Raw genomic sequence first — 12,837 nt, 5'->3', positions numbered from 1 at the left:
CCATCATAATCTTTACTAATGCTAAGTTCGTTAGCAATATTTTTCATACATTCGAAACACAAAACATCCTACTATGATTACATCTAAAGTTATAGCCAACGGAATATTAAGAGCACTGGCAGTTATTGTTGCGGTATTTATACTTGTAATGTTCCTTTATAAAATACAATCGGTACTCATTTACCTTTTTATAGCTTTAATAGTCAGCATGATAGCAAGTCCCGTTATCAGGTTTTTGAAAACCAAATTAAAGTTTCCTCATGTTGTGGCAGTGGTAACCACCCTGTTTCTTTTTATATGCCTTATGGCTGGTTTTATCATGCTTTTTGTTCCGCTTATCATTACGCAAGGTGAGAACCTCTCACTTTTGGATACTGCAAAGCTGGAACAGGATGTTACGGACTTAATAGCCCAAGTAAACGGTTATTTTTCTGACTATGATATAAATACCGAACAATTAGTTAAAGAAGCCGACCTTACCTCTAAGCTCAACTTTAATTTTATACCGGATTTTATCAATTCGCTGTTAAATATCCTTAGCGGTTTTGGTATTGGTTTAGGTTCAGTATTATTTATCACATTCTTTTTCCTGAAAGATCAAAAAGCTATGGATACCGGATTTAGAAAACTGATTTCGGATGCCCATGAAGAAAAAATACTCAACTCTCTGCGAAAAATAGATAATTTACTAAGCCGGTACTTTATCGGTTTAATATTACAAATAACCGTTCTGTTTATACTCTATCTTATTGTACTATTAATATTCGGAGTACAAAATGCTGTAATTATAGCCTTTCTTACAGCATTGCTTAATATTATACCCTATATAGGACCACTTATTGCAACGGTACTGGTTATAGTACTTACTATGCTGGGGCTTATGGGACCTGAAACGCAGGGCGAAATGCTCTCTACCACCCTATATGTGGTTATTGGTTACAGTATTGCACAAATTATAGACAATAATGTGAGTACACCCCTTATATTCTCAAACAGTGTAAAATCGCACCCCTTAGAGATATTTTTAGTAATACTTGCCAGTGGGTTCGTATTTGGTATTTTAGGAATGATTATAGCCGTACCGCTATATACAGCTATTAAGGTAGTTGCCAAAGAGTTCTTTCCGCAAAACACTATAGTACGTATGCTAACAAAAGATTTATAGATTGAACCCAAAATTATCAGAGCCGGAAATACAGCAATTTATAATTGAAAATACAGGCAAGCCCATAGCCAAACTTGCCTTGATGAAAAACCCGTTCCCCTATGTGGAATGGCGCGAAATAGTAAACCAAATAGCAGCCCGCGAAAAAGCGAAAGAAAAGCTGCCCACATGGTTTAACACCAACAACATTATATATCCCGAAAAAATATCGATAGAGCAAACCTCATCCGAAACAGCAGCACAGTATAAGGCCAACCTTGTTTCAGGCGAAAGCCTTATTGATCTTACAGGAGGTTTTGGTATCGATGATTATTATTTTGCAAAAAACATAAATCATGTTTCGCACTGCGAACTCAACCCGGAGCTTTCGGCTGTTGCATCTCATAACTTTAAACTATTAGGAGTCGATACTATTGAATGCATACCGGGTGACAGTACCGAAACATTAAAGCTACTGGACAGGCAGTGGGACTGGATGTATATAGACCCATCACGCAGAAGCGATGCGAAAGGAAAAGTATTCCTCCTGAAAGACTGCCTGCCTAATGTTCCTGAACTGCTGGACTTCTATTTTAAGTACAGTAAAAACATCATGATAAAAACCGCTCCCCTGCTCGATATTTCGGCGGGGTTATCCGAGCTTCATTCCGTTAAAGCAATACATATAGTGGCAATACATAACGAGGTTAAAGAACTGCTCTGGATATTAGAAAAAGGCTATACAGGAACACCCGTTATAGAAGCTGTATCTATAACTAAAGAAGAAACTTCAACTTTCGTAACACAATGGGATAATGATGCCGAAGCTACGTATGCCTTACCTAAAAAATACCTGTATGAGCCTAATAGCGCCGTAATGAAATCGGGGGCATTTGATGCCGTAAGCACCCATTTTAAAATTGATAAGCTACACAAACACTCGCAGTTATATACATCCGATGATCTGATTGCCTTTACAGGCAGGCGATTTATGGTTAAAAAAATACTTCCCTATCAAAAAGCAGAAATAAAACAGCACATAGAAGGCTGCAAAATGAACGTGACAGTACGAAACTTTCCGCAAACCGTTGCGGAGATACAAAAAAAATGGAAAATAAAAGATGGCGGCGACACGTATGCTTTTTTTACAACCAACATACAAAATGATAAAATTGTGTTACTTTGTGCCAAAATATAACGAAATGAAAAATTGGTTTATAATCCTGCTGATAGCTGTAAGTACAACCACTATAGCCCAAACGGATTGCAATTATACTGTTGAAAATACTGAAGATGGTACAGAACTGAAAACGACGGGAGAACAGATGATGTATGAAAAAGTATTTGGCAACAGCTCGCAGTTTATTTTCTTTTCGCTCACCAATAGTGGCGGTACGCCCCTGCTCAACTTTCAGCTTTTATCAAAAAGTAAAGATTTTCCGCAATTATACTGCCTTGACAAAACATCCAAGATACACCTGCAACTTACTAACGGTAAAGTGGTAACACTTATTAATGCCCTGGATAACCAATGTGCGGGACTTGTGTATGATAGTATGGAAAAAAACAATATCAGGATACTATCAAGTACTTTTCTGTTTACAAAAGGCTCATTGGAAGAACTTGAAAAATCGACTATAACCTTTATAAGAGTAAAATATACTACTGAAACTATTGACTACCCCATTCGCAGCGAGCTGAACAGCGAAACAATGAAAAAACAATATTTTCCCGATAAATATTTCATGAATTACCTAAAATGCATACAATAACACCTTTTTACTGTTATTGTAGAGCATTGAGTGTTAAAGGCTTTAATTAAACGTCATAAAAAAAATTAAAAAACCTTTAAAAATAGTTGCAGTTAATTGAATAAATAAGTTACATTTGCAACCGCAAAAAGGGTAAGCCTTTTTGCAGAAAGGAGAGGTGCCGGAGTGGTAACGGAGCAGATTGCTAATCTGTCGACGGGCAACCGTCGCCAGGGTTCGAGTCCCTGTCTCTCCGCTTCTTTTCGGGGTGTAGCGTAGCCCGGTTATCGCGCCTGCTTTGGGAGCAGGAGGCCGCAGGTTCGAATCCTGCCACCCCGACTACACAAAAATATTGCAATCCGCAGGATTCAGGGTCGCGTAGCTCAGCTGGATAGAGCACCTGCCTTCTAAGCAGGCGGTCACAGGTTCGAATCCTGTCGCGATCACAGCACAAAGCCACTGTTTATCAGTGGTTTTTTTGTTTTATACATTTTTCATTTCTGATATTTTATACTTTTACTGAGATATTTTGATGTATTTCGAGATAAAAATGTACTTAAATTGCACTTTGTATTTATGACTTTAACATAAGTGTACTTCATATCAAAAAGTAATATATATAAATCATTCACAACACATACCCTTATTTAAAGAAGATTTTTAAATAGTTTATTCTTATAAACCATAAAAATCATTAATTTCGCAATATCAACAAACAAAAGCATTTATAATGGAAAATAAGAAAGTAGTAATTGTTTCGGCTGTACGTACGCCAATAGGGAGTTTCATGGGCGCTCTGTCAACAGTACCGGCACCGATGCTTGGTGCCGCTGCTATAAAAGGAGCGTTAGAAAAAATAAACCTTGACCCCAATAAGGTTGACGAAGTTTTAATGGGTAATGTAGTACAGGCAGGCGTAGGGCAAGCTCCCGCAAGGCAGGCTGCAAGGCATGCAGGGCTTCCTGACAGCGTTATTGCAACAACTATTAATAAAGTATGTGCATCGGGTATGAAAGCCGTTATGCAGGGCGCACAAAGCATTATGTGCGGCGATGCCGAAATAATAGTTGCCGGAGGTATGGAAAACATGAGCCTTATCCCCCACTATGTACACATGAGGACTGAGCATAAATTTGGTCCCGCTACTTTGACAGACGGTATGCAAAAAGACGGACTTAGCGATGCGTATGATAACAACGCTATGGGTGTATGTGCCGATCTTTGTGCTACTGAATATAATATATCAAGAGAAGAACAAGATGCTTTTGCAATCAACTCTTACGAGCGTTCTGCAAAAGCGTGGAGCGAAGGTAAATTTGACAACGAAGTTGTACCGGTTGCTGTACCACAACGTCGTGGCGAGCCTGTTATGGTTACTAAAGATGAGGAGTACACTAATGTGAAAATGGATAAAATTCCTGCGCTTAACCCTGCTTTTACAAAAGATGGTACAGTAACAGCCGCTAATGCCTCTACTATAAATGACGGTGCAGCAGCATTGGTACTTATGAGCGAAGAAAAAGCAAACGAGCTTGGACTTAAACCGTTAGCTTACATTAAGTCGTATGCAGATGCTGAACAAGAACCAAAATGGTTTACTACCTCGCCATCAAAAGCATTACCAAAAGCATTGGATAAAGCCGGTATCAGTAAAGAAGATGTTGACTTTTTCGAGTTTAACGAAGCCTTCTCTGTAGTAGGTATTGCCAATACTAAAATATTGGGGCTTGATGCTGCCAAAGTAAATGTAAACGGCGGGGCGGTATCATTAGGTCACCCACTGGGATGTTCGGGCGCAAGAATCATTGTTACACTTATCAATGTATTACAGCAAAACAATGCCAAAACAGGTGCAGCAGCTATTTGTAACGGTGGCGGTGGTGCTTCGGCTATTGTTATTGAAAGAGCATAATCTATTTTACTGTTTTTAAGAATAAAACATAAGAGGCTATGAGCAGTCACGATGAGCGTATTGCAAAAATGACATTCGCTTCGGTATATCCGCATTATATCACAAAAGTGGAGAAAAAAGGAAGAACCGTAGCAGAATTGCAGCAAGTAATTGAGTGGTTAACCGGTTATGATGCCAAAAAATTGCAGAAACTTATTGCCGCAAAAGTAACTTTTGAGCAGTTCTTTCAGGAGGCATCTTTACATCCTAATGCACATCTTATTACCGGTGTAATTTGCGGATATCGTATAGAAGAGATTGAGAACCCTTTAACACAAAAGGCAAGATATCTTGACAAACTGGTAGATGAATTGGCAAAAGGACGTAAGATGGAAAAGATTTTGCGTGTAGCCTAAAGACACATAGTGTTTTATACTAAGTGAGCCGTAAAAAGGTTATTAACTTAGGCTAAAACAACAACAGTAATTGGCGTTGCTTCAGAATTAACTGCTATATTTGTGGTTTTGGATGAGGCAACGCCAATTTTTTGGCTATAACCGATAGAAAATAAAAATTTATTAAATTATAATGATGTTTGGTATTTGTAACCTTGCCATTGTACCATTACGGCTGGAGCCCTCTGACCGAAGCGAAATGACATCGCAGGTATTGTTCGGAGAGCATTTCAGGATTTTAGAGCAAAATCCGAAATGGTCACTCATTGAACTGGCTTTTGATAATTATACCGGATGGATAGACAATAAACAATTCAGGGCGGTAGCCGAAGCTGATTACAATTATCTCAGCAAAGCGCCGGCTGTATTAAATGCCGACCTTATTGAATATATAACAGCCCCAAACAATCAATTATTACCCATACCCATTGGGTCTTCCCTATCTTTTTTAGATCATTCCGGTATCAATACCGAAAATTATAGCTTTGAGGGCTTAAAAACGACAGGGGTTACAGGCAAACACAACCTGCTTCGCACTGCCTTTATGTACCTTAATGCTCCGTATATGTGGGGCGGTAAAACGCCTTTTGGTATAGATTGCTCCGGCTTTACGCAAATGGTATATAAGCTAAATGGTTATAAACTGCTGCGCGATGCCTCGCAACAAGCCACACAAGGTGATGCCCTGAGCTTTATTGAGGAAAGCGAACCGGGCGACCTTGCTTTTTTTGATAACGACGAGGGCATAATAATACACGTAGGTATTATTATGGAAGATAACTACATTATACATGCGCATGGCAAGGTACGTATAGACCGTTTAGACCATTTGGGCATTTATAACATTGATACCCGCAGGCATACCCATAAACTAAGGGTTATTAAAAAAATAATATAAAAGTAATTTAAAGATGTTTTGATTTCCGGGAGATTAAAAAAACTTCTTCGGGCGTATTTTTCACAGTATAGGTAATTGGTTCAGAAAAGATGATTACTAATTTTTATCTTTAGGGCATCTATTCTAAATCATTTTACCGAAATGAACAAAAATTACATCACGCTATGCCTGTATCTGGCACTGATAATGCTTTGCACATCGTGCTCAACAGCATACAAATCTAAACCATCACCCGATAAAATACTCCAAACCAAAGGCAGTATTATTATTGATGCAAAAGGTGCTCCCATCACACTAAAAGGCACTAACATCGGCAACTGGCTTGTACCCGAAGGGTATATGTTTAAAACAGGAAAAATTAGCTCTCCCAGTAAAATTGATGAGCTGCTCCATGAAATGATTGGCCCTGACAGTCTTGCTGCCTTTTGGAATCGCTACTTGGACAACTACATGACACATGAGGATATTAAGTATCTTAAACGCATTGGTTGTAACCATATACGCCTCCCCTTTCACTATAAACTATTTACAAATGACCTGTATATGGGCAAACGTAACTCTGGCTTTGTTTACTTTGACCGCATATTGGACTGGTGCCGACAGGAAAACCTGTATGTGTTGCTCGATATGCACTGTGCTCCGGGCGGACAAACAGGCGATAATATAGATGACAGTTATGGATATCCTTGGTTATTTTTCAGCCAGTCGTCGCAGGATGAAATGAGTGCGGTATGGGTAAAAATAGCCGAACGTTATAAAAATGACCCGATAATTATAGGTTATGATATAGTGAATGAGCCTTTTGCCCATTATTTTAAAGAAGAAATTCCTGATTATAACCACAGGCTGTTTTTACTGTATAAGCGGATGATTAAGGACATCCGGATGGTGGATGAAAAACATATTATTTTCCTGAACGGCGCTATTTGGGCGGGCGACTTTGGCGTATTTGAAGAACTACCGGATGATAATGTTGTATATGAATTTCATAAATACTGGTTTGATGTAAACCAAGAGGCTATTCAAAATTATGTTGATTTTCGCGATAGGCATAATGTACCTATCTATATTGGCGAAACAGGTGAAAATACCGATGAATGGGTTATGGATTTCAGAACGCTACTCGATAAAAACGAAATCAGTTGGGCATTTTGGCCTTACAAAAAAATGGATAATACTAAAGGCATCATGAATTTTGAACAACCCGAAAACTATGATTTGATAACCCAATATGCCGAAAGCGACCGCAGCTCTTTTAAAAATATCCGCGAAAATATGCCCGACAGAGGAAAAACACAACAGGCTTTAAATCAATATCTTGAAAATTGTAAATATGAAAACTGTTTCCAAAATAAAGGTTATATTGAAGGGTTGGGCTTCACAATTGATTAATTAGATAATTGGACATTTAGATTGTTGGATTGTTGGATTTGTTAGACAATTTGAAAATAAATAAAAAACGCCCCACAAAATTGTGGGGCGTTTTTTATTATCGAAAATTTACTTTCAGCAATTTAATTCTCTTTTTGATTAAAAATATCTATCCAATATGTATCAAATAGTTCGTTACCTGTTTTTCCCAAGTCATACATCCCTGCTAATACTTTAAGTTCATCAATATTAGTAAACCTATAATTGTTGTTCCTGCATATATGTACATTCCTACCATAAATAGCCCCGTCACAAAAAATAACAATATTAATTAATTGTATTTCTTCTAAATTAAAATTTTTATAGTTACTGATAGAATTAATATTCTTTGTCAATTGATAATCTGATACATTAGTATACCATTTATTTTCAATATTTAAAATATATTTCTCTCTTTTATTGTTTAATAAAACTTCCACTTCTACGAGTAGGTCAACCCCTTTATATTGTCTTTTCGTTTTTACTTCGATAACTTTAAAATCTTCGAAACCATTATCAAAATCAACTTTATAGATATTATCTTCGATATCTTTACTATTATTGCCATATAATAAAGAATACAATACTCTCTTGGCATAAGAATTAAGTAAACCATTCCCCTCTTTGTATTTATCTTTTGAACACCTTAATGTCCAACTTAAAAAAAAGTCTTGTATTGTTTCATACCCATTATCAGTGGGTCCTTCTTCTGTATAATTAAAGAATGTCGGTAAGTTATTCATAGTCTATTGGTTTTAATTGTTTATTTTTATAGATGGATTTATTCCGTATAAGATATAAAAAAAAACGCCCCACAAAATTGTGGGGCGTTTTTCTATTATCTATAATCTCTTATCTAAAAATCTTTAGATGAGAATTATTTTACTTCTTCAAAGTCAACATCCTGTACTTCATCATCGCCACCGGCTTGCTGCGCGCCTTCCGGCTGTGCTTGTTGTGCACCACCTTGAGCACCGCCTTCTGCTTGTGCTTTATACATTTCTTCCGATGCGTTTTTCCAAGCCTCGTTTATCTTGTCAAGTGCAGGCTGTATAGTAGCTACATCTTTCGTTTCGTAGGCTTTTTTAAGCTCTTCAAGCGCTGCTTCTATCGGCTGCTTGTTGGCATCTGATAGTTTATCGCCAAACTCTGAAAGTTGTTTTTCCGTTTGGAAAATCATTCCGTCAGCCTCGTTCAGCTTGTCAACTTTTTCTTTAGCTGCTTTATCAGCTTCGGCATTAATTTCTGCCTCTTTACGCATTCTGTCTATTTCTTCCTGCGTTAATCCTGAAGAAGCCTCAATACGTATATCGTGCGATTTACCTGTTCCTTTATCAGTAGCCGATACTTTGATGATACCATTGGCATCAATATCAAACGTTACTTCAACTTGTGGTACACCTCTTGGTGCAGGCGGAATACCGTCTAAGTGGAAACGACCTATAGTTTTGTTATCGGTAGCCATTGGTCTTTCACCTTGCAACACGTGTATTTCTACAGATGGCTGATTATCGGCTGCTGTAGAGAATACCTGCGATTTTTTGGTAGGTATTGTAGTATTGGCTTCTATCAGCTTAGTCATTACACCGCCCATAGTTTCGATACCCAGTGAAAGCGGAGTAACGTCAAGCAGTAACACATCTTTTACATCTCCTGTAAGTACACCACCTTGTATAGCAGCACCTATGGCTACAACCTCATCCGGGTTAACGCCTTTTGATGGCTTTTTACCAAAAAATTTCTCTACTTCTTCCTGTATTCTCGGGATACGTGTAGAACCTCCTACAAGTATTACCTCATCAATATCTGATGTTTTTAATCCTGCATCTTTAAGTGCTTTTTCGCATGGCAGCATAGAGCGTTTTACAAGCTCATCTGCCAATTGCTCAAATTTAGCTCTTGTTAATGTTTTTACCAAGTGTTTAGGTCCTGATGCTGTAGCGGTAACATACGGCAGGTTAATTTCTGTTTGAGTAGAAGACGAAAGCTCAATTTTTGCTTTCTCGGCAGCTTCTTTTAAACGCTGCAATGCCATTGGGTCTTTACGCAAGTCTATACCTTCTTCGCTGTTAAACTCGTTGGCAAGCCAGTCGATAATTACCTGGTCAAAATCATCACCGCCAAGGTGTGTATCACCATTTGTAGATAGTACTTCAAATACACCATCGCCTAACTCAAGGATAGAGATATCAAATGTACCTCCTCCAAGGTCATATACTGCAATTTTTTGATCCTTCCCTGCTTTGTCAAGTCCGTAGGCAAGTGCTGCCGCAGTAGGTTCGTTTATAATTCTTCTCACTTTAAGTCCTGCAATTTCTCCGGCTTCTTTAGTAGCCTGACGTTGTGCATCGTTAAAGTAAGCAGGAACTGTAATAACTGCTTCGGTTACGGTTTGCCCAAGATAATCTTCGGCAGTTTTTTTCATTTTTTGGAGTGTCATTGCGCTCAACTCCTGTGGTGTATATAAACGCCCGTCGATATCTACACGCGGGGTGTCATTATCTCCTTTTATTACTTTATAAGGTACATTGCCTACTTCTTTTGTACTTTCTGAGTATTTATTACCCATAAAACGTTTTATAGAAGATATTGTTTTTGTAGGATTGGTTACTGCCTGTCTTTTAGCAGGGTCACCAACCTTGATTTCTCCGCCCTCAACAAAAGCAATTACTGATGGCGTTGTTCTTTTTCCTTCAGCATTAGATATTACCACCGGTTCCCCGCCTTCCATAACGGCTACACACGAGTTGGTTGTCCCTAAGTCAATTCCGATTATTTTACTCATTTGTTTAAAAGTTTTATTTCTGAATTTGTTTTGTTTATGTATTTACTCGGTTACATAGTAGTCAATGACTATGCCAAGCAATAAATAAGCTGTAAATTGACAGTAGAATATGACAAGATGGCATTGTATCTTACAAAGTTTGTTTAAATTAAAAACATTATTTTAGCAAATTAAAATTCCTTATTCGATAAATGAAATACCAAAAACGTAGGTTTAAAAAACTGGCAATGGCTTCTTCTGTCCTAATAACACTATTGGGTACTTATATGATAATTTTTTATATATCCTTACAATTAAAGATTGCCTCCCCCGAAAAAATAGGAAATTTGCCAATGGCTCTAAACTCAGCAGTCTGCTTTAAACTTTTAGGTATAACTTCAATTTTTCAGCTAATGAAAAAAAGGCACCTTGTTTTTGGTTCACACTTACTGTCTTTAACCATTATAGGCTGTTCAGTATTGGCACTGATAGATGCTTTAGACTATTACTCCATCAACTGGATACGTTTTGGTATGGTACCGCAAACAAGCTTTTGCTTTATCCTCATTTCGCTGGGACTTATCAGCAGAACTTTTAACAATTATATTGCAAAAAAAATATCTGCCTATTTTTTTAATACTGTCACCTTAATTTCATTTGTCGTTATAATAGGTTATCTCACGGGCGTTCCTGAACTTTATACTTTTTCCTTTAAGCCCATGTCAGTATATGCTGCCTTCGGCTTTTTTTTATTTTCCACCTCAATTGCTTTAGTATATCCTACGTTAGGTTTAACAGGAATTTTTACAGGCAAAAAAATTGGCAATATTATGGCGCGCCGAATTTTTGCAGAGCTTATGATAGCTATAATAATATTAGGTTATCTCCATCTGTTAGACCATCGATATCATTGGTTTAGCCATGAGTTTGGCAGTGCCGTACAAACAATTATTTTAATGATGGTAGGGCTTTTTATAATTTGGGAAACATCGCAAGCACTGAATAAAGCGGAAGCGGAAAGGAATACAGCCCAGCAAAACTTCAAATTGGCTGTACAATCTGCGCCCTATGCATTGGTTATATCTGATAAGGAAGGAAGCATTGTGATGGTTAATAATCAAACCGAGCTTTTGTATGGTTTTAAAAAGAATGAGTTGGTAGGTAAACCTCTTAAACTGATACTGCCCAAAAAAATGCATGACGATTATGATACATGGAGGGTAAATTTCTTTAAAAAACGGATAAAGGTGCATTATGGAGTTACTGACGAAGAAGAAATAATAGCCATCCGGAAAAACAACAGTGAGTTTCCTGCCGAAATGGTGTTTATACCTATAAAAATACGGAACGAGGTTGTTTGTTTAACATCTATTGTTGATATCACTGACAGAAAAAGATATGAAGACATCATTAAGCAACAAGTAGCGGAATTACAATCTAAAAACCAGGAACTGGAACAATTTAATTCTATAGCTTCTCATGACTTGCAGGAACCGTTGCGCACTGTTTCTAATTACATAAAATTGCTGGAAGAGGACTATCCTGAGCAGATTAATGAAGAAATTAAAGAATACCTGAAAGTTATGGATGCAGCAACAGGTCGCATGACTATACTTGTAAAGTCTTTACTCGATTTCGGAAAATTGGGTCGTAATAAAAAAATGACTTTGGTAGATTGTAACCAATTAGTAAAAAATGTTATTAACGATTTAAGCACCTTAATAACCCATAAGAAAGCACAGGTAACCGTAGTGGGGCAACTGCCTGTAATGAATGGTTATGAAACGGAACTGCAACAACTTTTTCAAAACCTTATAAACAATGCAGTAAAGTTTTGCAGGATTGACGAATTACCTGAAATAAGTGTTTCATGTGAAAAAGAAACAGGTTACTACCGCTTTTCGGTTACTGATAACGGAATAGGTATTGAAACTGAGTATTGTGAAAAAATTTTCCTTATATTTCAGCGTCTTAATAAGACTGATGAGTATGAGGGACACGGGATAGGTCTTGCCAACTGTAAAAAAATTGTTGAAATGCATGGCGGGAAAATTTGGGCAGAACCCCGCGCTGAAGGAGGTACAGTATTTAAATTTACTATTTTTAATTTTAAAGGATGAGACAACTGAACTGTATAATGCTTATAGACGATAACAAGATTGATAATTTTTTTCATGAAAGGGTAATACGGAAAAACAATGCTTCAAGCCATGTTATAGCAAAAGAATCCGGCAGGGAAGCACTTGATTATTTAATGAATTGTTGTTCATCTGTATTGCCCGAACTTATTTTTTTAGATATCAATATGCCGGGCATGAATGGCTGGGAATTTATAAGTCATTATAAAAATCTGGATTGCAAACTACAAACCAGCATGATTGTGGTTATGATAGGCACACCCGATGCCCCAGATGACCAGGCAATAGCCCATACACAGGGAATTTTGGCAGATTTTAAAACAAAACCGCTAACCAAAGAGATGCTGGAGCAGGTAATAGATAAGCTGGACTGCGCAAAATAAACA

The 12,837-nt window shown here is 37.5% G+C and carries 11 protein-coding genes and 3 tRNA genes; 12 read left to right on the top strand and 2 right to left on the bottom strand.

Annotated elements, in window-relative coordinates; all coding sequences use genetic code 11:
• Positions 1 to 73 precede the first annotated feature (73 nt).
• From E0W68_RS05540 to E0W68_RS05495, 10 genes are all read left to right on the top strand, one after another.
• Positions 74 to 1,165 (top strand): AI-2E family transporter, encoded by a 1,092-nt coding sequence (locus tag E0W68_RS05540; protein ID WP_135218420.1) that lies wholly within the window; start codon positions 74 to 76, stop codon positions 1,163 to 1,165.
• A 1-nt stretch (position 1,166) separates the two neighbouring features.
• Positions 1,167 to 2,342 (top strand): class I SAM-dependent methyltransferase, encoded by a 1,176-nt coding sequence (locus E0W68_RS05535; RefSeq protein ID WP_135218419.1) that lies wholly within the window; start codon positions 1,167 to 1,169, stop codon positions 2,340 to 2,342.
• Between the two features lie 4 nt (positions 2,343 to 2,346).
• Positions 2,347 to 2,916, top strand: a complete 570-nt coding sequence (locus tag E0W68_RS05530) for a hypothetical protein (protein ID WP_135218418.1) — start codon at positions 2,347 to 2,349, stop codon at positions 2,914 to 2,916.
• 151 nt (positions 2,917 to 3,067) lie between these two features.
• A tRNA-Ser gene (locus tag E0W68_RS05525) sits at positions 3,068 to 3,151 on the top strand.
• An 8-nt stretch (positions 3,152 to 3,159) separates the two neighbouring features.
• Positions 3,160 to 3,234 (top strand) — tRNA-Pro (locus E0W68_RS05520).
• 33 nt (positions 3,235 to 3,267) lie between these two features.
• Positions 3,268 to 3,341, top strand: a tRNA-Arg gene (locus tag E0W68_RS05515).
• A 284-nt stretch (positions 3,342 to 3,625) separates the two neighbouring features.
• Positions 3,626 to 4,807: an acetyl-CoA C-acyltransferase gene (locus E0W68_RS05510; protein ID WP_135218417.1), complete on the top strand. Its 1,182-nt coding sequence runs from the start codon at positions 3,626 to 3,628 to the stop codon at positions 4,805 to 4,807.
• A gap of 38 nt (positions 4,808 to 4,845) precedes the next feature.
• Positions 4,846 to 5,202 carry a DUF2200 domain-containing protein gene (locus E0W68_RS05505; RefSeq protein WP_135218416.1) on the top strand — a complete coding sequence of 119 codons (357 nt, stop codon included), beginning with the start codon at positions 4,846 to 4,848 and terminating at the stop codon, positions 5,200 to 5,202.
• A 175-nt stretch (positions 5,203 to 5,377) separates the two neighbouring features.
• A complete protein-coding gene (locus E0W68_RS05500) occupies positions 5,378 to 6,139 on the top strand; it encodes a C40 family peptidase (protein ID WP_135218517.1) in 762 nt (253 codons plus the stop codon).
• Positions 6,140 to 6,280: 141 nt separating this feature from the next.
• Positions 6,281 to 7,531 (top strand): glycoside hydrolase family 5 protein, encoded by a 1,251-nt coding sequence (locus E0W68_RS05495; protein WP_135218415.1) that lies wholly within the window; start codon positions 6,281 to 6,283, stop codon positions 7,529 to 7,531.
• Between the two features lie 122 nt (positions 7,532 to 7,653).
• On the opposite strand, the gene E0W68_RS05490 is transcribed toward E0W68_RS05495, so the two are convergent.
• Both E0W68_RS05490 and dnaK read right to left on the bottom strand, forming a co-directional pair.
• Positions 7,654 to 8,292 carry a hypothetical protein gene (locus E0W68_RS05490; RefSeq protein WP_135218414.1) on the bottom strand — a complete coding sequence of 213 codons (639 nt, stop codon included), beginning with the start codon at positions 8,290 to 8,292 and terminating at the stop codon, positions 7,654 to 7,656.
• Positions 8,293 to 8,426: 134 nt separating this feature from the next.
• Positions 8,427 to 10,334, bottom strand: coding sequence for a molecular chaperone DnaK (gene dnaK / locus E0W68_RS05485; protein ID WP_135218413.1), 1,908 nt, complete (start codon positions 10,332 to 10,334; stop codon positions 8,427 to 8,429).
• 392 nt (positions 10,335 to 10,726) lie between these two features.
• Here dnaK and E0W68_RS05480 point away from each other — a divergent pair, with 392 nt between their 5' ends.
• A complete protein-coding gene (locus tag E0W68_RS05480; protein WP_162845804.1) occupies positions 10,727 to 12,433 on the top strand; it encodes a sensor histidine kinase in 1,707 nt (568 codons plus the stop codon).
• Positions 12,430 to 12,834, top strand: a complete 405-nt coding sequence (locus tag E0W68_RS05475; RefSeq protein WP_135218411.1) for a response regulator — start codon at positions 12,430 to 12,432, stop codon at positions 12,832 to 12,834. The genes E0W68_RS05480 and E0W68_RS05475 overlap by 4 nt, the downstream gene beginning before the upstream one ends.
• The last annotated feature ends 3 nt before the right edge of the window (positions 12,835 to 12,837 follow it).

Origin of the sequence: Flavobacterium salilacus subsp. salilacus, from assembly GCF_004634195.1 — a bacterium.
In the GTDB taxonomy this organism is placed as follows: domain Bacteria; phylum Bacteroidota; class Bacteroidia; order Flavobacteriales; family Flavobacteriaceae; genus Flavobacterium; species Flavobacterium salilacus.
The sequence above is the reverse complement of the archived record's forward strand: the minus strand, read 5'-3'. Positions and strand labels throughout refer to the sequence as shown.

Coding starts and splice junctions, on each gene's coding strand:
- E0W68_RS05540 (WP_135218420.1), top strand. CDS start 74: ATGATTACATCTAAAGTTATAGCCAACGGAATATTAAGAGCACTGGCA.
- E0W68_RS05530 (WP_135218418.1), top strand. CDS start 2,347: ATGAAAAATTGGTTTATAATCCTGCTGATAGCTGTAAGTACAACCACT.
- E0W68_RS05510 (WP_135218417.1), top strand. CDS start 3,626: ATGGAAAATAAGAAAGTAGTAATTGTTTCGGCTGTACGTACGCCAATA.
- E0W68_RS05505 (WP_135218416.1), top strand. CDS start 4,846: ATGAGCAGTCACGATGAGCGTATTGCAAAAATGACATTCGCTTCGGTA.
- E0W68_RS05500 (WP_135218517.1), top strand. CDS start 5,378: ATGTTTGGTATTTGTAACCTTGCCATTGTACCATTACGGCTGGAGCCC.
- E0W68_RS05495 (WP_135218415.1), top strand. CDS start 6,281: ATGAACAAAAATTACATCACGCTATGCCTGTATCTGGCACTGATAATG.
- E0W68_RS05490 (WP_135218414.1), bottom strand. CDS start 8,292: ATGAATAACTTACCGACATTCTTTAATTATACAGAAGAAGGACCCACT.
- dnaK (WP_135218413.1), bottom strand. CDS start 10,334: ATGAGTAAAATAATCGGAATTGACTTAGGGACAACCAACTCGTGTGTA.
- E0W68_RS05480 (WP_162845804.1), top strand. CDS start 10,727: ATGAAAAAAAGGCACCTTGTTTTTGGTTCACACTTACTGTCTTTAACC.
- E0W68_RS05475 (WP_135218411.1), top strand. CDS start 12,430: ATGAGACAACTGAACTGTATAATGCTTATAGACGATAACAAGATTGAT.